This is a genomic window from Vibrio sp. SSH13-20 (genome assembly GCF_040104475.1).
GTDB classification, from domain to species: domain Bacteria; phylum Pseudomonadota; class Gammaproteobacteria; order Enterobacterales; family Vibrionaceae; genus Vibrio; species Vibrio harveyi.
Map to the genome: position 1 here is coordinate 1,041,174 of NZ_JBECOU010000001.1, position 21,372 is coordinate 1,062,545.

Annotated in this window: 21 protein-coding genes; 12 read left to right on the plus strand and 9 right to left on the minus strand. The window is 44.7% G+C overall.

Translation table 11 applies throughout. The annotated features are described in order from the left end of the window. Positions 1-71: 71 nt before the first annotated feature. The 3 genes from ABMY42_RS04620 to ABMY42_RS04630 are packed head-to-tail and all read left to right on the plus strand — an operon-like array spanning position 72 to position 2,178. On the plus strand, positions 72-1,616 hold the full coding sequence (locus ABMY42_RS04620) for a response regulator (protein ID WP_349266048.1): 1,545 nt from the start codon (positions 72-74) through the stop codon (positions 1,614-1,616). A gap of 3 nt (positions 1,617-1,619) precedes the next feature. After that, complete coding sequence (locus ABMY42_RS04625; RefSeq protein WP_005447056.1) at positions 1,620-1,958, plus strand: Hpt domain-containing protein; 339 nt, start codon at positions 1,620-1,622, stop codon at positions 1,956-1,958. A 40-nt stretch (positions 1,959-1,998) separates the two neighbouring features. Continuing rightward, positions 1,999-2,178, plus strand: a complete 180-nt coding sequence (locus ABMY42_RS04630) for a hypothetical protein (RefSeq protein ID WP_005447058.1) — start codon at positions 1,999-2,001, stop codon at positions 2,176-2,178. A 140-nt stretch (positions 2,179-2,318) separates the two neighbouring features. Here ABMY42_RS04630 and ABMY42_RS04635 read toward each other — a convergent pair whose 3' ends face one another. Next, positions 2,319-2,696, minus strand: coding sequence for a MazG nucleotide pyrophosphohydrolase domain-containing protein (locus ABMY42_RS04635; RefSeq protein ID WP_017818769.1), 378 nt, complete (start codon positions 2,694-2,696; stop codon positions 2,319-2,321). Positions 2,697-2,987: 291 nt separating this feature from the next. Between ABMY42_RS04635 and gloA the strand changes: the two genes are divergently transcribed. After that, positions 2,988-3,374 carry a lactoylglutathione lyase gene (gloA, locus tag ABMY42_RS04640; protein WP_017818768.1) on the plus strand — a complete coding sequence of 129 codons (387 nt, stop codon included), beginning with the start codon at positions 2,988-2,990 and terminating at the stop codon, positions 3,372-3,374. A gap of 11 nt (positions 3,375-3,385) precedes the next feature. Beyond that, positions 3,386-4,486: an alkene reductase gene (locus ABMY42_RS04645; protein ID WP_349266049.1), complete on the plus strand. Its 1,101-nt coding sequence runs from the start codon at positions 3,386-3,388 to the stop codon at positions 4,484-4,486. A gap of 134 nt (positions 4,487-4,620) precedes the next feature. On the opposite strand, the gene ABMY42_RS04650 is transcribed toward ABMY42_RS04645, so the two are convergent. After that, positions 4,621-4,896 carry a nitrogenase-stabilizing/protective protein NifW gene (locus tag ABMY42_RS04650; protein WP_005441361.1) on the minus strand — a complete coding sequence of 92 codons (276 nt, stop codon included), beginning with the start codon at positions 4,894-4,896 and terminating at the stop codon, positions 4,621-4,623. 255 nt (positions 4,897-5,151) lie between these two features. Between ABMY42_RS04650 and ABMY42_RS04655 the strand changes: the two genes are divergently transcribed. Further along, on the plus strand, positions 5,152-6,999 hold the full coding sequence (locus ABMY42_RS04655) for an acyltransferase family protein (protein ID WP_349266103.1): 1,848 nt from the start codon (positions 5,152-5,154) through the stop codon (positions 6,997-6,999). A gap of 47 nt (positions 7,000-7,046) precedes the next feature. Here ABMY42_RS04655 and ABMY42_RS04660 read toward each other — a convergent pair whose 3' ends face one another. The 3 genes from ABMY42_RS04660 to ABMY42_RS04670 form a co-directional block, all read right to left on the minus strand. Further along, the gene (locus ABMY42_RS04660; protein WP_005447071.1) at positions 7,047-7,517 is read right to left on the minus strand and encodes an RES family NAD+ phosphorylase; all 471 of its coding nucleotides are present in this window, start codon (positions 7,515-7,517) and stop codon (positions 7,047-7,049) included. A gap of 1 nt (position 7,518) precedes the next feature. Beyond that, positions 7,519-7,971: an antitoxin Xre/MbcA/ParS toxin-binding domain-containing protein gene (locus ABMY42_RS04665; protein ID WP_005426938.1), complete on the minus strand. Its 453-nt coding sequence runs from the start codon at positions 7,969-7,971 to the stop codon at positions 7,519-7,521. A gap of 113 nt (positions 7,972-8,084) precedes the next feature. Further along, complete coding sequence (locus ABMY42_RS04670) at positions 8,085-9,626, minus strand: glutamate synthase-related protein (RefSeq protein WP_050933067.1); 1,542 nt, start codon at positions 9,624-9,626, stop codon at positions 8,085-8,087. Positions 9,627-9,755: 129 nt separating this feature from the next. Between ABMY42_RS04670 and ABMY42_RS04675 the strand changes: the two genes are divergently transcribed. Next, positions 9,756-10,235 (plus strand): YbaK/EbsC family protein, encoded by a 480-nt coding sequence (locus ABMY42_RS04675; RefSeq protein ID WP_187993081.1) that lies wholly within the window; start codon positions 9,756-9,758, stop codon positions 10,233-10,235. 87 nt (positions 10,236-10,322) lie between these two features. On the opposite strand, the gene ABMY42_RS04680 is transcribed toward ABMY42_RS04675, so the two are convergent. Continuing rightward, positions 10,323-11,300, minus strand: coding sequence for a ribonuclease Z (locus ABMY42_RS04680; protein WP_349266050.1), 978 nt, complete (start codon positions 11,298-11,300; stop codon positions 10,323-10,325). A gap of 468 nt (positions 11,301-11,768) precedes the next feature. On the opposite strand from ABMY42_RS04680, the gene ABMY42_RS04685 reads away from it, so the two are divergent. After that, positions 11,769-13,055: an outer membrane protein transport protein gene (locus tag ABMY42_RS04685; protein ID WP_349266051.1), complete on the plus strand. Its 1,287-nt coding sequence runs from the start codon at positions 11,769-11,771 to the stop codon at positions 13,053-13,055. A 45-nt stretch (positions 13,056-13,100) separates the two neighbouring features. After that, a complete protein-coding gene (locus ABMY42_RS04690; protein WP_349266052.1) occupies positions 13,101-15,818 on the plus strand; it encodes an SO2930 family diheme c-type cytochrome in 2,718 nt (905 codons plus the stop codon). A gap of 409 nt (positions 15,819-16,227) precedes the next feature. On the opposite strand, the gene ABMY42_RS04695 is transcribed toward ABMY42_RS04690, so the two are convergent. Beyond that, entirely contained in the window at positions 16,228-16,686 is a 459-nt protein-coding gene (locus tag ABMY42_RS04695; RefSeq protein ID WP_009699017.1) for a hypothetical protein, read from the minus strand. A 110-nt stretch (positions 16,687-16,796) separates the two neighbouring features. Beyond that, positions 16,797-16,988, minus strand: a complete 192-nt coding sequence (locus ABMY42_RS04700; RefSeq protein ID WP_005447081.1) for a hypothetical protein — start codon at positions 16,986-16,988, stop codon at positions 16,797-16,799. 486 nt (positions 16,989-17,474) lie between these two features. Here ABMY42_RS04700 and ABMY42_RS04705 point away from each other — a divergent pair, with 486 nt between their 5' ends. Next, on the plus strand, positions 17,475-17,867 hold the full coding sequence (locus tag ABMY42_RS04705; protein ID WP_069687616.1) for a hypothetical protein: 393 nt from the start codon (positions 17,475-17,477) through the stop codon (positions 17,865-17,867). On the opposite strand, the gene ABMY42_RS04710 is transcribed toward ABMY42_RS04705, so the two are convergent. Further along, positions 17,864-18,868 carry a metal-dependent hydrolase gene (locus tag ABMY42_RS04710; RefSeq protein ID WP_349266053.1) on the minus strand — a complete coding sequence of 335 codons (1,005 nt, stop codon included), beginning with the start codon at positions 18,866-18,868 and terminating at the stop codon, positions 17,864-17,866. The genes ABMY42_RS04705 and ABMY42_RS04710 overlap by 4 nt on opposite strands. A gap of 249 nt (positions 18,869-19,117) precedes the next feature. Between ABMY42_RS04710 and ABMY42_RS04715 the strand changes: the two genes are divergently transcribed. Together ABMY42_RS04715 and ABMY42_RS04720 are read left to right on the plus strand one after the other, a co-directional pair. After that, positions 19,118-19,909 (plus strand): CLCA_X family protein, encoded by a 792-nt coding sequence (locus ABMY42_RS04715; protein ID WP_349266054.1) that lies wholly within the window; start codon positions 19,118-19,120, stop codon positions 19,907-19,909. A gap of 114 nt (positions 19,910-20,023) precedes the next feature. Then, positions 20,024-21,355 (plus strand): MFS transporter, encoded by a 1,332-nt coding sequence (locus ABMY42_RS04720; RefSeq protein WP_005447086.1) that lies wholly within the window; start codon positions 20,024-20,026, stop codon positions 21,353-21,355. The last annotated feature ends 17 nt before the right edge of the window (positions 21,356-21,372 follow it).

Below are 21,372 nucleotides of genomic sequence, written 5' to 3' on the forward strand. Positions count from 1 at the left end.
CGCTTGCCTTTATGCAAACTGATGACTAATTTTATTTTAGAGTGTGCTAATCCGTATAAATAGGTAGAAGTTTGACCACAGGGAAGATCGAAGTCGATAACATCAGCATTTTAGTCATTGATGACTGTTCAACCTCTTCAACGTTGATCAAGCATCAACTCGTCTCGCTGGGAGCCAAAATATCCAACATTACCTGCGTTAACAATGCGCAGCAGGCGTTGAGTGCTACTAAGACTCGCTTTTACTCGTTCATCATTATGGATTATCACCTGTCTTCTAAGTTGACCGGGCTTGATCTAATTAACCTGATGAGTCGAGCGAAATTGATATCAGACACAACAGCCGTGCTTATGATATCTGGTGACGCTACGCAAGAAACCGTGCTCACTGCGCTTTCTGGTCGTGTTAGACATCTACTTACTAAGCCGCTTCAGACAAAAGCACTACAAACTAAAATGCTCACTGCTTTACAAGAGCAGCATCACCTTGCTGAAGTAAAACAATACCTTAGCAAAGTTTCAGTGCTTTCTCTCAATGACGTTGCGCAACTGCATAAGAAATACGCGACCAGTGTTTGTGTTGAATCACTCTTAATTGATACTTTGATTGAAGCGAAACAGTTTGAGGTACTAGAGAACTTCCTTCCTTTTTGCAACGACAAAGAACATGCGAGTCGAATTTGTGCTGAAGCATTCCTACTTCACCAAAAAGGTAAGATCCGTGAAGCTGTTGAAGTCCTTGCAAATTACGTCACACACAATCCGCTTTGCTTAAGGGCTATCGATAATCTTGTCGGGCTTTATGAAACCTTAGGGCAACACAATAACGCCTCTATACTTGCAAACCGAGCCTTTGAACTCACCCCTAGTAGCAGTGCAAGACTGATTACTGTATCTAGGGTTCTGTCAAAACTCGCTCAGTTCGAGCGACTGTACGACGTTGGTTACCTTTACGCATCCAATGTTTCACCCACGGATACTCAGTGGCTCGCTGCGATGAATACTTATGTTGACTTGATTAGTGAACATTTTAAGACGCTCACTAATGCAAATGACAAAAAGAAAGTACTCCTAAAGCTCAATGAATTTTGTTTGCTCGCTGAGAAACAGCTTAATCGTAACCAACAAGTTGATTTAGCCGCTTTTAAGCAGATGATGCAATGTAAGCTTCTTTTACTAGAATCACGTCCGGAGTACGCCCACAGAAAGCTAATGCACTCACTTAGCTACTACTACGCAACGCCGAACAAAGCACCTTTACTGCTATTAAAACAAGCTATTCCTTTGATGGACTTTTTCGGCGAGTTTGCTATCAAGCGTTGCTTGTTAACCTTACTTGCAGCGAAGTCAGGAACCGCTTTAAAACTCAGCGAACAAAAGAACTCCGATGAAGAGACGTTAGGCAAAAGATACCCTTTCTCAGTCGAGATGCGCCTCAAGCGGCTATCGGATAACAACATTGAAGCGACAGACATCATTTTGGATGAGAGCATTGAATTCCTTTCTCAGCGTCCACTACCACCAAATTGGTCTAACTGGCTCAAAGATTATCTTTCGGGATCGTATTCGACCCAGTTACCAATACCTTTTAACTTACAAGCCACACAGTGGAGATGAATAATGATCAATTTCGAAGTGTTGAATACCTACATGGACAACGATGTCGACATTATCTTTGCTGTTTTCTCAACTTACATGGAAGACTACGAAGATGGATTAGAAAGAATCAACCAACTCAACGCAGAGCAGAACTGGGGGGACTTATTCTTATTATCACACAGCTTAAAAGGCATCCTTTCTAGCTTTGGAGAAGAGTCAGCTGTAACCGCATTGAGCAACATTGAGGAGCACACAAGAGACAATATCGCACCGGATAGCGGGGATCTAGCTATAGTTAATAAAGAGCTGGTGACGATAAACCAGCAAATAACAGATTACTTATCTAACATGGATCAGTAACAACACTATAAAAAATATACGTTAATTGGAATGCTAGGCTATGAATAACACGAATTTTAAAGAGTTGATAGATTCACTTAAGGATCTGACTCCAACTCAAAAAAAATACTTAATAAGTCAAACTCAACTCTCTTTGGACGAAAGCGAACTTCTTAAAAACAAGGACTTACTTACACCCGAAGAGCTTGAGCTTTTGCTTGCAGTGACAAACGCGAAGTGAAAGCGAGACGTTAGAAGCTAACCTACTCATTAGTTTACTTTAATGGTCTAGTTCACTTTGATTTCTAACTAGGGGTAAGCGAGCCTTACCCCTAGTTTTTATCAAATAGACACCCATCTTGAGGTTACTTGGGTATAGGCTTAATTTTCATTCATCTTGCCTTGGTATTCTTGCTGTAACTTTTCCTTTTGATCTGCTTTTACTTCCGCCCAGCTTCCGTTGTTTTCAATCGCTGTCACCCGAGCTTGGTATTTCTCTACTGCTCGATTTAAAACAGAATAAGGGTCAATGCCCTGCTCTTTTTCTAACGCCATCAGGATATTTAAGTAGTTCCACAACACATCGCCAAGTTCATCTTCTAGATAACACAGACGCTCTTTAGCGATCTCTTCGCTGACTTCTTCAAGCTCTTTGTGTAGCGCATCAAAATACGTTTCTGAGCCTCTATACCAAGTGTTGTTCTTGTCGTATTCAGCTTTGCGCCGAGCAATGTCAAACAAGGCTTTAAAGCTCTCCATTGCTTTCTCCTCTTTACACCAAGATTTGTGCTTTCAATTAGATAGTCACTCACTCTAAGTAATTTAAATTCAAAAAGAAAGCATCCGTTATTCACCTCATCTTTTTCAGTATCATCACAAACAAAGTGAACTTAAAGCCTCTCATTAATAACAATATGTTATGCAATCAATAACCAATGATAATTTCATGTTTGCATGCAATACCTTTATCTTTAACTTCAACAACGTTGCTTGTTGAAATGCCTCTGTCACTCCGACATCGCCTCACAAGCCGAGATAAGAAGGTTAAATATGAAATTTCTTCACACTATGATCCGCGTGGCTGACCTAGAGAAGTCCATCGAGTTTTACACCAAAGTTCTTGGTATGAGCGAGCTTGATCGCTTCGAAAACACAGAATACCGCTACACACTTGTGTTTGTCGGTAACGCGGACCAACCGGGCAGCGCGACGATTGAATTGACTTACAACTGGGACACAGACAGTTATGACCTAGGTAACGCGTTCGGTCACATGGCATTAGGTTGTGAAGATATTTACGCTGCATGCGACAAAATCAAAGCACTTGGTGGCAATGTCACTCGTGAACCCGGTCCAATGAAAGGCGGTGAAACTCACATCGCATTCATCAAAGATCCTGACGGCTACCAAATCGAATTGATTCAAACAAGCAAATAACGAGGTTAGTCATGAAAGATACATTGTTTCAACCTGTACAACTTGGTTCTCTAACGCTTCAGAACCGTATCGTTATGCCACCAATGACTCGCTCTCGTGCAAGCCAGCCTGGCAACGTCGCAAACGACATGATGGCTGAGTACTACGCACAACGCGCATCTGCGGGTTTGATTGTTGCAGAAGGCACACAGATTTCACCTATGGGTCAAGGTTACGCTTGGACTCCGGGTATTTACAGCCAAGAACAAATCGCAGGTTGGAAAAAAGTCACTGATGCTGTACACGCAAAAGGCGGTGCGATCTTCGCTCAGCTTTGGCACGTTGGCCGTGTAACTCACCCTGACAATATCGGTGGCGAGCAACCAATTTCTTCTTCTGCACTAAAAGCAGAAAACGTGAAAGTGTTTATCGATAACGGCACGGATGAACCTGGTTTCGTTGACGTGGTAGAACCGCGTGAGATGACGAAAGAAGACATCAAAGTGGTTATCGAAGAGTACCGTCAAGCGGCATTGAATGCGATTGAAGCGGGCTTTGATGGCATCGAGCTGCACGCAGCAAACGGTTACCTTGTAAACCAGTTCATCGATTCTGAAGCAAACAACCGTACAGATGAATACGGTGGTTCAGTTGAAAACCGTCTACGTTTTTTGGGTGAAGTGGTTGAAGCGATGACTCAAGCGATTGGTGCTGATCGCGTTGGTGTTCGTCTTGCTCCGTTTACGTCACTAAACGGTACTGTAGATAAAACACCAGTAGAAACTTACACAGCTGCTGCGGCACTGCTTGATAAGCTAAACGTTGTTTACATGCACATTGCAGAAGTAGACTGGGATGACGCACCAGATACGCCTGCTGAGTTCAAAACAGCCGTTCGTGAAGCTTACAAAGGCACCATCATCTATGCTGGTCGCTACAACACAGAGAAAGCAGCTGAAGCTCTAAAAAGTGGCTTGGCAGATATGGTTGGCTTTGGTCGTCCGTTCATCGCGAACCCTGACCTACCGAACCGTATCAAGAACGATTACCCGCTAGCGGCTCACGATCCTGCGACGTTGTTTGGTGGTAACGAAAAAGGTCTGTTGGATTACCCAACTTACCAAGCAAACTAAATTGCTTCGCTTGCCTAGTTCAGCCGACTTATTTGAATAGGCAAGTTGAATAGACAAAAACCCCGCAGATGCGTTTGAGTGCATCTGCGGGGTTTCTTTTTAGCGTCCGGTGTTGTCTGACATTATGGTTTTCTCTAACGACGCTGGCAAGAAGTGCAACCACGACAAGCCGAGCGTGTGGTTTTATCCAGTAAACTGCGTTGCACCTTACAGTATGCGTTCTTTAATGCACGGCGAGCCGCAAACCAATCTTCAGGCTTAGTCAGAATCAAATAGCCATTGAAGCGCTTCACTAACTCCACTCTGTGTTTATCAATAAAGCGGCTGTCAAAACCAATATCGAAGTAATCCAAAGCTTCTTCGATACAAGTAAAGCTAGCAATCTTGGCTTGAATATCGTTTTGGCTCATAGTCTCGTTTCTGAGTTTGTTCACTTAGCTTTCAGTATAAAAACTTCCGTTCAATCGTTCTTTGATTTACATCCGTAGCACGTCATTTTGCTAGAAACCGCCGAGTTTTAAATTTTCAAAATGAAAATCAATATAAGAAGTCACCCTGTAAAACTCTTCTCATCTGCAGAATAACTTTTAACTCACTGATTTTATAAGCCTAATTTTTGGTGCGTATTTTGCGTTAGTGAGTTTGTTGACTAGGGAGAGATGATGATGACTTACCGAGCAGAAATAGATGGATTAAGAGCGATTGCGGTCCTATTGGTGATCTTTTTCCATGCAGACATTGAAGCGTTTGCTGGTGGCTTTATCGGCGTAGATGTGTTTTTCGTGATCAGTGGCTATTTAATTACCACAATTGTGATAAACGATTTGGATAAGAACCAATTCAGCCTTGCTGATTTCTACGAGCGCCGTATTCGTCGAATTCTACCCTTACTGCTGTTGGTTATTGCAGTATGTTATCTACTCTCTTGGTGGTTGTTCCTTCCCCACGCACACAAAGAGGTGGGCGAGTTTTCTGTGTCTTCCATTCTGTCCGCTTCTAATGTTTTGCTTTACCTCAAAGGGCACAATTATTTTGGGCTGGAAGAACAAGCCAATCCGCTCTTTCATACTTGGAGCTTAGGTGTAGAAGAACAATACTACATTGTAATCCCTCTTCTGCTTATGCTTCTGGCACGTGGCAAGCTCATATCTTACCTCACCTTCTTCATTGCGGTGTTTGCACTAAGCCTGATGACTATTTGGTACGCCAGTGGTGACCCTGATTTCGCCTTTTACATGATTTTCTCTCGTGCGTGGGAACTGGCGGCGGGCTCTCTGATTGCCCTAGTGATGCGCAAAACCGTCATCAAACCCAACAACACCATAGCTATGATTGGTTTAACCCTAGTTCTCGCCTCTGCTTTGTTATTTGACAAATCAAAAGACGGCGCCGGGCTCATGCTGTTAATCCCAGTGATTGGCACCGCACTTATCATCTTGTTCTCATCCAAAGACAACACGCTGGGTAAAGCTCTAAGCCTCAAATCAGTGGTTTTTGTTGGGTTGATCAGCTACAGCCTTTATTTGTGGCACATTCCTTTGTTGGTTTTTTATCGCTACGCACTTACTGCCGGACAAGAGTTCAGCCTCGCGTTTTATCTAGTGGCTCTATTTGCCTTTTCTTACCTTACTTGGCGCTTTGTTGAAAAGCCTTTCCGTAGCCGCAAGAAAATCGGCATGAGCACACTTGCTACTTCACTTGTGTTAGTCACCCTGCCGCTGCTTGCTTTTGGTGTCGTCGGTCATAAAAATGGAGGCTTTCCCGACCGTAGTGCGTTTTTCGAAGCCATGCGCGTAAACAATGGCTACGGCATTGCATGTAATGGTAATACAACCATCAACGATATTTGTTCTTCATCTTCAGAGCCTACTGTCGCAGTATTGGGTAACAGCCACAGCATGGTCTTTGTTCAGCAGCTCTCGAATGACACATCTACGGGAGTTGTCCAGCTTACGCAAGATTCTTGTGCGATCGGTTATGTCGACATGATTGCAGGAGTCACTAATCTATCTTGTCGAAGCTTCTTCACCGATGCAGTAGAAACCATTCAGAATACGCCTTCAATTCGACGTGTGGTGATTTCTTCTAACTTCAATAAAGAGCTTTCCAAGCAAGATTACCAAGCGTCGCTCACCCATCTATTGAACGAGTTAGAAGACAGAGAGATCGTTGTCTTTGGTCCGACACCTTCTGCACCGCATGCTATTGGCGAATGCTTATGGAAAGCGCAATTGTTTGGTGATAACACAGGCAATGAATGTGACTTTGCACCGAAGCAGTCACACCCGCATCATATAGCAACGCTGGCAGCGTACTTTGACCAATTTGAACATGTGGAGTTTGTCGACCTTACTAACTACATCTGCCAAGAGGGTAAATGCGCAATGAAAGTGGGCAGCGACAATGCCATGTACACCGATGCAAGCCACCTCTCTTACAAAGGCGCAGAAATTGTATTGAGTAGCTATCAGAAGGCGTTGAGTGACAATCAACAGCTGACTGCTCAGCATTAACGCAATGACAAAAGAAAGCTCAGCGCGAATTCAAACGCTGAGCTTTTTTATTTGAAGATTCGTGGGTCGAAAGCAAAATCAAGCTTCTCTGCTTTCTTCAGGATGTCTTTCATCTTGGGATGGTTTGGATTGACGACGTAGTTGTTGTCACGAGGAGAAATTGTCGAAGGCACTTGCAGTGCAGCGAACTCAGGATGCGGATCGTTGAGAAACTGGTCGCCAATGTATTGTGTGGATTCACTAGCAGGAATGGAGCGCCAAGTGACAGGTAAGTCTTCTTCATCCAGTGCTGCAATTAAGTATTCCGGCATCTCGATACGATACAAATCGTAAAGCTTGGTGATCGCCGGATCGTTGTTTACATGCACAAAAACTTCTAACGAGCAAAGAGATTCGGATTGAGAAAAGTACAGTGCTTCGGTTCCTTTGGAGTTCCATCGCCCACCGTATAACTTGGCACCGATTGGGCTAAATGGAGACTCAGAGAACTTCTTTTGAGTCAGTCGATAGAGCTTCATATTACGAGAATACCCCGTGCTCTAGTCGTCCAATCAAATCTTTGACGATTTCAAAATCAACCGTGGTTGAAACCATGTCTAGTGGGCGCTTGCCACCCAAACCGTAAACATTTTCCCGCATCCAACCTAGCGCGCGTTCTTCATCATCAAACAGTTCTGTTGCTAGCTTAAGTAGCATCGCTAAACGATAGATGGCATCACTCTCTTGCGTGTTGAAGCGCTCTTCGTTTTTGAGTCGACGTTTGATGGTGCTCACCGGGATCAATGTGACGTGTTGGAATTCGCTTTGAGAAAGCTTCACACGCTCGACGATATTACGGTATACCTTTGGCTCAAAGCCTTTATGAACCGCATCGGTACGACCGGTTTCGGCATCTTCAATGCCCAGCATAAACCAGAAGTTTGCCTTATGAGGCAGCTTCGGTTTAAAGCTTTTTAATGTTGCCGTTGCCATACTGAGCTCCTATAGACCAAATGGTCTTATTATTATGGTCCATATGAGCTCAATTATCAATCGCACAAATTGCAGCCACAGTAAAACAGGCGCTAATCAGAGCAAGAGAAACGTTAAGGCTTGTCTACGCCTGCGTATTTCACTCCAGAAAGCAACGCCATATCGCGATTCCAAGTGGCGAGGTCGTGTTGATTAAACTTGCTGAGATCATCGTGTCCACACGCTCTTGCCATCACTTGCATCAACTCAACCGAGGCTTCAAAGAAGTTCTTCAATTGAACCGAGGCTTTATCCACATTCAACCGCTGTCTTAAATCGGCTTTTTGCGTTGCAATGCCTGCTGGACAATTGTTGGTATTGCACATTCTCGCGGCTACACAACCTATCGACTGCATCGCACTGTTAGAAATCGCAACGCCATCTGCACCGAGCGCCATCGCTTTTACAAAGTCCATTGGAACACGCAGTCCACCCGTGACAATTAACGTGACACGGTCACTCATACCTTGTGCATCCAGGTAGCGTCTTGCTCTAGCGAGAGCGGGAATAGTTGGCACGCTGATGTGATCACGGAACATAGCAGGCGCTGCGCCCGTACCTCCTCCACGACCATCCAAAATGATGTAATCCGCACTGGCATCGAGTGCGAATTGAATATCTTCTTCGATATGGTTTGCACTGAGCTTGAAGCCTATCGGGATACCACCTGTCACTTCCCGTACCCGATCTGCAAACTTTTTGAAATCTTCTGAGGTATGCAGATCTTTAAACGTCGGTGGTGAAATCGCAGATTGCCCTTCGGGAATGCCACGCACTTGCGATATTTTACCCACATTTTTATTGGCTGGAAGATGACCACCAGTCCCTGTTTTTGCTCCCTGCCCACCTTTAAAGTGGAAGGCTTGAACATTGAGCAACTTAGATTCGTCGTAACCAAATTGCGCACTCGCCAGTTCATAGAAATAACGCGAGTTCGCCGCTTGTTCTTCTGGCAACATGCCACCTTCTCCGGAGCAGATTCCGGTTCCGGCTAACTCCGCACCTTTCGCGAGTGAGATTTTGGCTTCTTCTGATAACGCACCAAAGCTCATGTCAGAGACAAACAATGGAATTTTTAGTACCAGCGGCTTCTTCGCTTTCGGACCAATTACCAATTCAGTTTTGACTGACACATCCTCCATCAGAGGTTTGGTTGCCATTTGTGCGACCATCATTTGCAGGTCATCCCAATGGGGCAATTGGTCTCTCGGCACACCCATCGCCGTCATCGGTCCATGGTGCCCTAACTTTGACAGCCCTTCTCTTGCCAGTTGGTGAATAAACTCAACCGTGGGTTCTTCTTGCGTCGCCACTGCAATTGGGATCTCGTTATGTCCCGCTTGGATACCCGGACCTTCTTGCCCTACTTGCTCAGAGGTGAACTGCTTATGCGTCCCATCACAGAAAGGCGCATTTGCGGTGTGCTTACACTGACACAGATACGCATCTTCATCCTTTTCAGCGACAAAGCTCATGGGTTTAAAATCGGTTCCGGCGTGGGAGCCATCACAATAAGGTTGGTTCTTAGATCGCCCGCATCGACAAAAGTAATATTCTTGCCCTTGCACAAGCTCAACTTTGATGGGTTTGTTATCCGCTATTACTGGTTTGCTCATTTTGCTTCCCTTTTTCAATGCCATACTCTGTGGTTGGCTTTCGTTAAGCGTAGAACAGCTCAAGTAAAGCGTCAGGGGAATAGAGATTTACCTATACTTAATGTGGGTCTCAACACTCTGGAGGCTAACATGACCATGTCAACCCGGCTCGACCACTATTTGACTGAGCACCATATTCACTTTCAAACCGTGAACCACAGTCATAGTAATAGTTCGCTGCAAAGCGGTGTTTCAGCGGGTATCCCTCTCAATAACTTGGCAAAAGGCGTGATTTTGGAAGATCACCAAGGTCGTCATATGATGGCTGTCTTGCCTGCAAATAATAAAATCAGCTTGTCTCGATTGAATGACGAGCTCAACGCCTCTTTCCATTTAATCAAAGAAAGAGAAGTCTATCGTTTGTTTACCGATTGCGATAACGGTGCGATACCTCCAGTGGGTAGCGCGTATCACATGGCAACCATTTGCGATGAAATGCTCGCCAATTTAGAGCATGTGTATTTGGAAGCAGGCGATCACGAAACCTTGATTAAGTTAGACAAAGAAGCGTTTCGTGAACTGATGGGAGAAAGTCGTTTTCTACGTTTTAGTAGTCAGGTATTTCATTAGTCTTAAGCTGCAATGAATGCAGTGCCTAGAACAAGTTGGCTCTTGTTGTGACGATTTCATTTTGAATTGCTTTCGCGACAAGAGCCTTTATTCGTCCTTATCTTCAGCGCCTTTAATCTCCTCAACCAAACCCGCCCTGTCAATTCGATAATGCGCGAGATCGTGAGCAAGAAGGAGATGACCAGAGTAAGCGGTTTGAGCTTCTTTCCGAATCTGCTCGATCGACACTTCCGCTTCAGGGCTGAATTGATAGCGAGGGCTAAAATGAGTGAGAATCAAGCTCGGAATTTGCTTTGTCTGAGCATAACTGGCGACTTGTGAAGAATAAGCGTGACCGACTTCTCCTGCTCGCTCTTTCATCGCTTCTGAGTACGTTGATTCGTGTACCAACAGATGCGCGCCTTCAATTAGACTATCGAGCGTTTCTGGTTTGTCGTTATCACCACAAATAATCATTTTTCTCGGTGGATGTGCAAGCTTAGTAAACGCCTTACTCATTAAGGTTTGACCTTGGTACTCCACATCATTACCCCGCACAAGTTCTCTCCAGATAGATCCCCTCGGTATGTTCAATTGCTCAAGCTTATCGATGTCTGGATACATACGAATGGTTGACTCTTCAAAACAGTAAGCAAAGCTAGGAACACGATGGGAAAGTGCAGTTGCGGTAATCGTAAACTGACCAATTTCAATCGAATCAAACTGCTCAACTTCGATGAAGTGAAGTTCAAATGGTAGATAGAGTTTGGTGAACGCCTGAGTCGCTTCAAACCACTGTTTAACCCCCTCTGGCGCAATGATCGTCAGAGGATCTTTGCGGTTATTCATGCCTGCACTGGCGAGCAAGCCCGGTAAACCATAGCAATGGTCACCGTGAATGTGAGTAATACAGATAGCTCGCAAGTAATTCAGTGATAACGGAGTGTGTAGCAATTGGTGTTGAGTCGCCTCTCCACAGTCAATCAGAAACCACCCTTTCCCCTTGCTCTCCAGCAAAGCAATCGCAGAAACATTACGGGATTTAGTTGGAACCCCAGAGGACGTTCCTAAAAAATACAGCTCCATATGACTTCTCATTCCTTAAGTAAAAGCTCTAATCACTCATAAAGTTTAGCATTCGATTCAGTGATAAATTGCATGATTCTGACCGATTTTAACACTAAGCTTTAAATATCAATTAAACATCCGTTTAAAACAAGCGTACCAAAACACACTAATTACCATTCACTATTCTATAACACTTAAGCCGCACTTTTTGAGTGGACATCAAACACCACAGGGCTTTTTCGTGAAACATCCACGATGTATAAATAGAGCTTAACTATAACATTTACAGATATTTATACCCAAAACTACAAACCATTAGTTATATGAGATGGTAATAACAAATCCTGAAATTCAATGTTACAACTATGTTAATTATTTTTATGCTTGAGTTGAGTGTTTAGCAAATAACCTACTCATCCCCTGTATAGGTTATTAGGCACTTTTATTTAAAACGCATCCTAAAAACACATGGAGTTTCAGAGTGATATGAAGACAAGGAATGCAAAACTCGCGCTTGCAATAGGTATAGCGCTCAGCTCCCCTAAGTTATACGCCGCTGGATTTCAATTATCCGAACATTCTGCCGCTGGTCTAGGGCGCGCCAATGCAGGCGAAGCCGCCATAGCAGACGGCGCATCGGTGGTTGCCCATAACCCTGCTGCCATTACGATGTTCGATTCTTACCAATTGTCCGTAGGTGCTGCTTACATCATGCCAGAAGTTCGCGTAACCGGTAACGGACCTTCAGAATCCTTCAATAATCAGCTAACCAACAATGACGTCGTCGACAATGTGGTTGTGCCATCTTTTTATATCGCAGCCCCAATCAATGACTCGTGGTCATGGGGGCTTGGTATCTTCACTGACTTTGGTTTGGCAACCGAATACCCTGATGACTATTTAGCCGGACCGATTGGTGGGGAAACCAGTTTAGAAACGATTAATTTTAACCCTACCATCGCCTACCGAATCAACGACGAGTTCAGTGTCGGCGCTGGTGCTAGCGTTGTTTATGGTAAAGCCAAGCTCACACGTACGTTGGGTATTCTTGCCGATGCGATTAATGCTAATACGGGCGCAAATTTTGCTCGTACCGACGTGGCAAAATCACTCGATGGTGATGGCTGGGGTTACGGGTTTAACCTCGGCGCACTTTGGGAGATCAACGAGAGGCACCGTTTCGGATTAAGCTATCGATCTAAAGTGGATGTGGATTTCGAAGGCGATTATTACTCAGACATCCCAAGTGCGATTTCGATGCCGGGTGAAACCGTGACGGGTGACCTAACCCTAAATCTGCCGAGCATTACTGAGTTCTCTGGTTTCCATCAGATTACCGATCCACTAGCTATTCACTACAGTGTGATGATGACGGGTTGGGATGTGTTTGAAGAAATCCGCGCCACCGTAGATGGGCAAGAAGTTCTGCAAAAGGATGAGAACTTCGAAAATGCCTTCAAATATGCGTTTGGGGCAACTTACCAACTTAACCCATCCTTCACTCTGCGCGCGGGTATTGCTTACGACGAAACGCCTAACGTGAATGACAAGAGCATCAGCTTGCCAGATTCCGACCGAATCAATTACAGCTTTGGTGCCACCTACGCCTTCAATCAAAACAGCCGAATCGACTTTGGATTCACCTTTATTGATGCCGAAGAAGTCACGTTCACTGAACCGCTTGAGCCGCACGCTCTACCAGGCGTGGATATCGCTTATCGCTCCGAAGGGGACGCCTACATATACGGAATCCAATACAACCACTCTTTCTAATTATTCCTGACTGAGTCAATAACACTAATTACAGGGAAGCAAATCATGCACGGAATAAACAAAACGGTTGTCACTGCACTCATCAGTTCCGGTCTTTTGATGGGTTGTAACAGCGACGATTATGATGAACCGCAAACCTCTAGCGGTTATGAATTATCTGAATACGGTACACCAGAATTATGTGGCAACGGTCAGGAATGGGCTAGCGCAGAACAAGTCACCGCAATTGAAAACCTGGTCGAACTTGCCGAAGACAACAGCGTGGTAACACTGCCCGCTGGTTGTTTCAAAATGAACAATCAATTGACGGTCGATTCGAAGAATAACCTCGTGTTACGTGGTGCTGGTATCGACCAAACCTACCTCGACTTCAGTGGCGTGGATGGCAAAGATGGTATTGCCATCAGTGGTGGTTCGAACATCACCGTATCCGATCTCCAAATTGCAGAAGCCTCTAAAAACGGTCTTAAAGCAGACGGGGTTGAAGGCATCATTATTCGTGATGTCGCGGCGGTTTGGCTCGAAGTGCCTCGTGCACGTGACGAAGATGGCAACCTACGCGGTACTTACGGCATCTATCCAGTAAAATCTCAAAACGTCTTGATTGAAGATACATGGAGTTACGGCAGTGCCGATGCAGGTATCTATGTGGGTCAAACCATCGGTGCGGTTATCCGTGACAACGTAGCGGAAAAGAACATCGCCGGTATCGAGATTGAAAACAGTTCGAATGTAGATGTCTACAACAACTTAGCGCTCGGAAACACGGGCGGTGTGCTGCTGTTTGACCTACCGGGCGCCACCACTATTGGTCGCTTAATTGATGATGTACGCATCTTTGATAACGTAATTCGTGACAACAACTTAGAGAACTACGTTGATACTACCTGTCAAAATGGACTAGGCGGCTGTGGCGTGGTAGGCATCGTCCCTCCTGGTACTGGCGTCGTCATTCTGTCCGGACGTAATAGTGAGTTCTTCAACAACACGATTACTAACCACGACTCAATGGCACTTGCTATGACGAGTTACTTGTTGGTGAACGGCGATCCCAACGCTTACAGCCCTCTCAATGGGACATCTGAAGGCAATGCCGTTATGCAGGGCTGGAACCCGGTTCCGACCAACATGTATTTCCACGACAACACCATTACCAATACTGGGGCTAACCCAAATGGTTCTCTCATTGAAGATATGATTTTGGCATACACGTTAAATCATCAAGCCTTCCCTGCTCTGTTTTATGATGGCGCTGGTGAGTCACTGATTCGTTCACAGATGTTTGCACCATTGCGTGATGCGCTCAACGGTATGACAGGAACAACCAACTGGAATTACCTTACCGAGTTTACCGATGCAGACAGCAACTGTTTAGTGAACAATGGCGCAAGTGTCGGTGTATTGGTTGATAACATGGACCCAACCGCAATTGGTCGTTATGCGGAAAACCCAGCCAATGCAGATTTCTTATACGAGAAAGAGCAAACAACGCTACTTACCGCTGGTTGTGATTCTAAGACGCCATTAGACATCAATACCGTCACAATTAATGGCGTGGTGTATGGCTACAATCAAACCGAAGACGGAGCGACGGATCCTGATAATCCAGATACACCAAACGGTATCGTCGGCAACGCAAGCTGCGCCCTAGATGACGTGACGGGTATTAACTGGGATGCGATTACTCGTGAAAGCGCGACATACGGTGAAAACTGTGTGAGCTTGTCGCAATACAATCTGTTTGAAGATGCCAAAGATCCAACACAAAATCTTAACTTAGCGGCATCTGCGAAAGGTACTTTGTATGAGATGAACGTTGAACTCTTTACTGACTATGCACGCAAATACCGCTTTGTAGTGATGCCGAACGAGGCTTCAGCAAGCTATCGTGAGCAAGAGGTGTTCGACTTCCCAGTAGGTACCGTGTTGATTAAAACCTTTGCGCTACCTTCAAGCACAGAGAATGCTCGTGGTGAAAACGAAGAGCTCATTGAAACTCGCCTATTGATTCGTCGTGACAGCGGTTGGATTGCCCTGCCTTACGTCTGGAACGAAGACAAAACCGACGCTTACCTGACTGCCGTATCGGTGCCTTTTGAGCGCAGCGTAGAACATAACGGCGAAACGCTTAATTTCACTTATGAAGTACCAAGCCGAAATGAGTGTACCTTGTGTCACAAAGTAGAATCTGATGTCTCCGATCCTACTGGTAACACACAGCCAAAAGGTTTCTCTCCTATTGGTCCTAAAGCTCGTAACCTAAACAGTGTTCAAGATGTCTCTGATGGCTCGCCAGTCAACCAACTTGTACATTGGGAAACGCTGGGGCTATTTACAGAAGCTTTACCAGATACACCAGAGAACTTACCTAAGACCCCTGTCTTTGATACCGAAGCGGGAGCAAGTAATCTAACGGATACTGAGCTACTGGATTACGCCAAAGCGTACCTTGATGTGAACTGTGCGCACTGCCATCGCACCGAAGGTAAAGCGGCGAGTAATCCATTCAAGTTTGAATACTGGCGTGAAGGGATCAGTGAAATGGGTATTTGCGCTCGTGGTATCACCTTCCACAAAGGTCCATCTCCGTATGTGATTGTACCGGGTGATCCAGAAAACTCTGTGCTGCACTACCGCATCAATGTCGACAACGGAAATATGATGCCAGAACTAGGCAGACACGTTGTTCACGATGAAGGTGTTCAGTTAATTGCCGATTGGATTAACTCAATTGATACCACGGGCTGGAGCTGTGTAGAGTAATAATATCAATGGCTACCAAGTGTTTAAGTAACCATTAACTTACTTCAACTAGCCGTATTATACCCAAGTAACCTCGAGATGCTAGGTTCAGCGAGACTGACTTGGTTTGTAGACGCGGCGGCGATTTAAAGGTTTAGTGGGTCTAAATCAAGAATCGACAACAAAGTATACAAGCCAAGGCAGCTCGCCCTTTGGGAGCGTGTCATTGACCCGATTGCTGCGTCAAACAACTTGGAAAGAGCTGGCTATTACACTGCGTTGCTTTCCTTGCTCTCGAATCAATGACAACGCTCTGAATCCTGCATCTTGAAGTCACTTGGGTATAAAGGCTAACGAAATAGAAGAGCATATGAAAAGTCTCCAGCTATGCCGGAGACTTTTTGCGGTTTTATGCTTAATCCAAATTGATTTAGTCTTGTGGATTCTCTTTCGCGTTGATTTCTGCGTAGGTGTGAAGAAGCTCAGTTAGCGTTTTCACCCATGCAAAAACGTCGTTTGGTGTATTTTCTAATAGCTTTTCAACTTGCGCGCAGTGCGTTTCAAGTGTGATAGCTTCTTCTAAACGGAATGAAATCGCGTAGAAATGCCACAGCACAAGCCGAGTCATTCGCTCACTGTTCTGCTTCGCATTATCGGATTCATCAAATGCTTGCTGAATTTCGCTTAGCGCGATTGCAGTCATACGTAACATTGCATCTAGGCGCGCCGATAACATACGGTCTTCGCTGTCTACTTCTTCTTGATCAAAGGTAAACAGCTCGTTCATCACATCTTCTGGCACCATTTTACTGATCATGCGAGCACTGAACTCTTCCAGTTCATGGCGAGGCATAGTCACAAGACAATCGAACGTGTAATCACGAAGCATAAAATCACTCTATATCAGTTATAACTTTTAGAGTGCGCATTCTAAGGGCTGTGATTTCAATTGCCAGTGTTTCTTTTGTTGGATGTCCAACGAATCTTGTTCACGTCGCCTTAGTCGGTAGATTTGCTCTTCTTAAAATACTGGAACACTTTCCAAACAGCGAACGCTGCCACACCAACGATCAATGCAGAGCGAAGGAGAATGGGCGCATCGTGTTCGAGTTGGGTTGCGTGAGGGACAATGCTTGCAAACAACCTGCTGGCAAAAAGCAGCCCCATCACCAACATAATAACCTTGTTCATACGCGCTACCTTTCAAAGTCGAGTCCCACGCACCAAACGCAGTTATCGAGTTGTTTGCTAAATAAGAGCCTTAGCCCTGAGTGAACTTAAAAGAATGCGCGCCATGATTGTCGTCGTCAACACCACCGAGGTCTGAAAGTCGGTAAGCTAATATTGCATATTTGAGGAAGCGCCAAGTGATGCCAATCAATTACTCTCTGGCTGCCAACCTTAACCCCCGAAGAACACATTCTGTCCCTTATTTGACCATAAATCGTAGTTTGTCATAACTTTGGAGAACTAGGAGCTTTGAATGTACCCGTGCAACCTCGCTTTTAACTTTGGGTAAGGGCTTTATAGAGATCACGAATTTTCATTTGAAATTCCATCACTTTCAAAAAGAGGAACTTGCCTCCATCAAAGTTCACCGCATTTAGTACGGCTTCCTGTGTTTACAATATTTATGAAATCAACAGCTTTCAAACGTAACACTCAGGAGGCTCACCTATGAACAACGAGGCAAAACAACTTTTTCACCATCTGTGTCATCAATACGACGAGCTGTCTCAAGACTTAGCTACTCGCCCTTTTCCTGAGCTATCAGAAACCATCCGTCACCCACTCGGTTATTGCTTTGTTCGTTGCTCTATCGCCAGTCAACGTTTTTCAATAGTGTCGATCAAGTTTGATCCTTCGGTACGAGGTCAAGGTGTGCTAACGGCTTTTATCAACTACATCAAAAGCAATCCACATCACTACCAAGGCGTTGAAGTTGCAATCATCGAAAACCAAAATTTAGCGAAAAGGTTGCTATCTCTTGGGTGGGAATACAAATCCTTGTTTAGCAAACTTTTTTTCTCCAAAAAGCCCACGCTCGTTAAAGACTTTCAATGCGCCTAGTCGTCGCCTTTTAGCATATCGATAAATGCTCGTCTTGATTCAGCAGACATATCACGATGTGTCGTGTATGCCACATGAGCGCTTTCCTTAGCAGCTTTCGTAAGCTCAATGCTCCACAAGGCATTTATCTGGTTTGGCACTAGTGAGTAACGTACGTCAATGATACGCCGTTCATTGTTGGGATCTCGTACGACAAAGCCATCAGAAAACCATCGGAATCGCTCAATATCTGCGGCTTGCTGTGATGTACGGCTTAACCAAGGAAAATCTTTGCTGACATCTAATTTAGTCACAGATTCACCAGTATAGATTTTTATGTACGTCCCTACTCTTATGGCGTCCACATAGTAGTTACCATCAGCTTCGTAGATGACTTTCCAAACCAGAATGTTTGCGAACGTGGGTTTAGCTTCTAATCGCAACGGCACATGTTGTCTTGCTTTAGCCACCTTCCATCCAGTCTCTTCTGCTCTTTCTCTTTGAATCATTCCGAAGGAGAGATAAGCGAGTACCCAAATTAAAGCGATTCGCCCGTACCAAGGGTTACGTTTCAATAACACAAACAGAACGCCAATTAAAATTGGAAGCGTAAAGAGAGGATCGATAACAGAAACCGTATTCCACGAATAACGAGCATTGGTTAGCAGCCAGAACAGTTGGGTGCCGTAACTGGTGCACGCATCCAGTAAACCATGTGTCGCGTAACCAAGTGCACAATACCACCAGCTTTGTTTGAACGATAACCCAAACCTTTTGCCGAGCATTGGGTATAAAGCCAATGCACAGAGCAAACTGCCAATAGGAATGAACACCAATGAATGGGTGAATTGTCGGTGGTATTCAAGAAACAACAGCGGGTCGCTCGAAGACTGAATCAGAATGTCTAAATCTGGCGCCATGCCCGCAAGCATTCCAAGCACACCTGCCGCCACTAAATGCTGTTTTTTACTTGCCGACTGAGACAAAGATGCCCCAACGAGTCCTTGAGTTAACGGGTCCATCGGCTATGTTCTTTATTTTGTCTAAAAACCAGAAAGGTTGGCTGCATAAAATATCCGTATTTAGTGAACTCGAGAAAGGAACGACATAGCGCATCAAAGTGATTGAATCTCTGAGTTATTTGCACAAGAGCACTACCTTTAGTGTAGAAGGAGTCAGTTACTTCCGCCTCTATTACGCTATAATCTGACACCTTACCTTTTGAGTATAAGTTTGAAGAAACTCAATCAACGCCAATTCCGAGGAATGCCTTGCAATTAACCAGCTTTAAATACAAAACGCGAAAAGGTCCTGACTATCGTCATGGGGAGCAAGTGTCGTTCATCGATATTAAAGAGACCTTTGGCATTGGTGGTATCCGGATTGGCAAATGGGTTAATACGGAGGAAAAAGATCTCGCTGCAAACTTGATCTTTGATTCTTTGGCTGACTTAGCTTATCTCTTAGCGTTGCCACCTTCCGCCATAGGGCTAAGAGGCAATTTGAACCTCGCCTTCGGTACAGGTGGAAGTAAAGGTGTTCAAGCGCATTATGCACCGAATCAACGCGAACTTGCTTTAGCTAAGAATGCAGGTGCTGGTGCACTTGCTCATGAGTTCTGGCATGCGTTCGACCATTACATCGCGGAAAAAGCGTTTGATATTGGTGATAGATCAGGTCCACAACGTAAGACGATATTTGCCAGTGATTGCTGGCTGCATAACGCAGAGCATTTCCCTCACCCATTAAACGAGCGACTGCTTAAGATTTTCGATACAACTTTGCTCAGTGCCGACGGACAAGATAAACAGGATTACGTGACTCGAAGCGTTAAAGCGGATAAAGCAATGGGCGCTAGTTACTTTTCTCAACCTACGGAGATGATGGCAAGAGCATTTGAAGCCGTCGTCGAATCTTGCTCGGGCATCGAAAACTCTTATTTGGTTTCCGGCACAACTAAGGCGGACGCCATTATCGTCTATCCAGACATTGCTCATCGCCAAGTCATTCACCAGGCACTGCAAGCTTATTTCAGACCGCTTGGTGAGGCATTGAGCCGATAGCAAAGAATAGCGACTATGCGCCACGAGATATCATGATTTCCCAGTACAGACCTTTACCACAGAACTAAAAAAGGTTTATACATAAACTTATATTATTCAAAGTGCTGATATTTCATGACGCTAAAACAAATTCTGCAAATCCGTAATGTCCGCTGCTTCTTAATGTTCCGAAGCAGCTACTTTGCGCGATTCTACTATCCAGTGTTCACTCTACTCTATTTAGATTACGGCTTAACACTGTCTCAATTTGCGATGCTCAACGTGGTTTGGGCTGCAACCATCGTGCTAGCTGAAGTCCCATCCGGTGCATTTGCCGACACATTAGGACGCAAACGACTGGTGGTGCTATCTTCGATAGTGATGTTCATCGAAATTGCAATGATCGCCTTTGTCCCTACAGGAAATCCCACTTTTGTTTTCATTGTATTTTTGATTAACCGAGTGTTGAGTGGCTTAGCTATGGCATTGGCAAGCGGCGCAGATGAAGCGCTGGCTTACGACACGCTAAAAGAGCAAGGCAAAGAAGATTTGTGGCCACGAGTGCTGCAAATCCAACTTCGACTGTCTTCGAGTATCGGTATAGTCGTCACCCTTTTGGGTGCAGCCATGTACGACGTCAACTTTATGGCAAGCGTTTATCATTTCTTAGGATTCGCAGAGCCAGAGTCTACACAAGACATCATGAGAATCCCCGTCTATGCGACCTTGTTTGTAGCAATGATTGCTATCTACTCGGCATTCAGCATGAGAGAAGCGAAAAAAGTCATCCCGAGCAACAGCAGTAAGTTAGCGTCCACGATGGAGAGTATGAAGCTGACCCTCAACACGGCAAAATGGGTATTGTCGACGCCTTATGTATTGTTCATTCTTCTCTACTACAGCTTGTTTGAGCATACATCACGTATGTTTTTAACCATGAATAGCCAGTACTACCGTGCCATTGATATTCCGATTATTTACTTTGGTTTTATTGGTGCAGGCATCAGTGTGTTGCAGATTTTGTTGGCAGGACAAAGTCGTCGTTTAGCAGAAAGCATGGCTCCGAAAACGTTCATTGCAATAATGGGGTTTGCGAGTATGGCGACGTATTATTGGATTAGCCTTGGATGGTCTATTTACGGCGTCATTCCGGCGTTGATCCTTATCTTCATCATTATGACGATGAACATTTTCATTAGTTATCATCTCAACAAGAAAACGGAATCTCACAACCGAGCGACGGTACTTAGCTTTAAAGGTTTAATGTTTAACCTAGGCTACGGCTCAATTGGTATTCTTTATGCCTATTACTACAAGTTAATCTCGCAAAACTATACGCAAGAACAGATCGCACAGCACATCGATTTCATCGCTTCGCTATCTTCATTCTTTTATTACTTTACGTTCTTGTTTATCGCCATCAGCGTATTTTTCTACTTTAAAGATAAGAAGCAGACCATTTTCTAACCGCAGATATTGGCGAT

Excerpts from the sequence above, each read along its gene's own strand:
- ABMY42_RS04630 (WP_005447058.1), top strand. The coding sequence starts at position 1,999 with ATGAATAACACGAATTTTAAAGAGTTGATAGATTCACTTAAGGATCTG.
- ABMY42_RS04645 (WP_349266049.1), top strand. The coding sequence starts at position 3,386 with ATGAAAGATACATTGTTTCAACCTGTACAACTTGGTTCTCTAACGCTT.
- ABMY42_RS04680 (WP_349266050.1), bottom strand. The coding sequence starts at position 11,300 with ATGGAGCTGTATTTTTTAGGAACGTCCTCTGGGGTTCCAACTAAATCC.
- ABMY42_RS04635 (WP_017818769.1), bottom strand. The coding sequence starts at position 2,696 with ATGGAGAGCTTTAAAGCCTTGTTTGACATTGCTCGGCGCAAAGCTGAA.
- ABMY42_RS04660 (WP_005447071.1), bottom strand. The coding sequence starts at position 7,517 with ATGAAGCTCTATCGACTGACTCAAAAGAAGTTCTCTGAGTCTCCATTT.
- ABMY42_RS04700 (WP_005447081.1), bottom strand. The coding sequence starts at position 16,988 with ATGAACAAGGTTATTATGTTGGTGATGGGGCTGCTTTTTGCCAGCAGG.
- ABMY42_RS04665 (WP_005426938.1), bottom strand. The coding sequence starts at position 7,971 with ATGGCAACGGCAACATTAAAAAGCTTTAAACCGAAGCTGCCTCATAAG.
- ABMY42_RS04650 (WP_005441361.1), bottom strand. The coding sequence starts at position 4,896 with ATGAGCCAAAACGATATTCAAGCCAAGATTGCTAGCTTTACTTGTATC.
- ABMY42_RS04675 (WP_187993081.1), top strand. The coding sequence starts at position 9,756 with ATGACCATGTCAACCCGGCTCGACCACTATTTGACTGAGCACCATATT.
- ABMY42_RS04625 (WP_005447056.1), top strand. The coding sequence starts at position 1,620 with ATGATCAATTTCGAAGTGTTGAATACCTACATGGACAACGATGTCGAC.
- ABMY42_RS04690 (WP_349266052.1), top strand. The coding sequence starts at position 13,101 with ATGCACGGAATAAACAAAACGGTTGTCACTGCACTCATCAGTTCCGGT.
- ABMY42_RS04655 (WP_349266103.1), top strand. The coding sequence starts at position 5,152 with ATGACTTACCGAGCAGAAATAGATGGATTAAGAGCGATTGCGGTCCTA.
- ABMY42_RS04670 (WP_050933067.1), bottom strand. The coding sequence starts at position 9,626 with ATGAGCAAACCAGTAATAGCGGATAACAAACCCATCAAAGTTGAGCTT.
- ABMY42_RS04705 (WP_069687616.1), top strand. The coding sequence starts at position 17,475 with ATGAACAACGAGGCAAAACAACTTTTTCACCATCTGTGTCATCAATAC.
- ABMY42_RS04720 (WP_005447086.1), top strand. The coding sequence starts at position 20,024 with ATGACGCTAAAACAAATTCTGCAAATCCGTAATGTCCGCTGCTTCTTA.
- ABMY42_RS04685 (WP_349266051.1), top strand. The coding sequence starts at position 11,769 with ATGAAGACAAGGAATGCAAAACTCGCGCTTGCAATAGGTATAGCGCTC.
- gloA (WP_017818768.1), top strand. The coding sequence starts at position 2,988 with ATGAAATTTCTTCACACTATGATCCGCGTGGCTGACCTAGAGAAGTCC.
- ABMY42_RS04710 (WP_349266053.1), bottom strand. The coding sequence starts at position 18,868 with ATGGACCCGTTAACTCAAGGACTCGTTGGGGCATCTTTGTCTCAGTCG.
- ABMY42_RS04695 (WP_009699017.1), bottom strand. The coding sequence starts at position 16,686 with ATGCTTCGTGATTACACGTTCGATTGTCTTGTGACTATGCCTCGCCAT.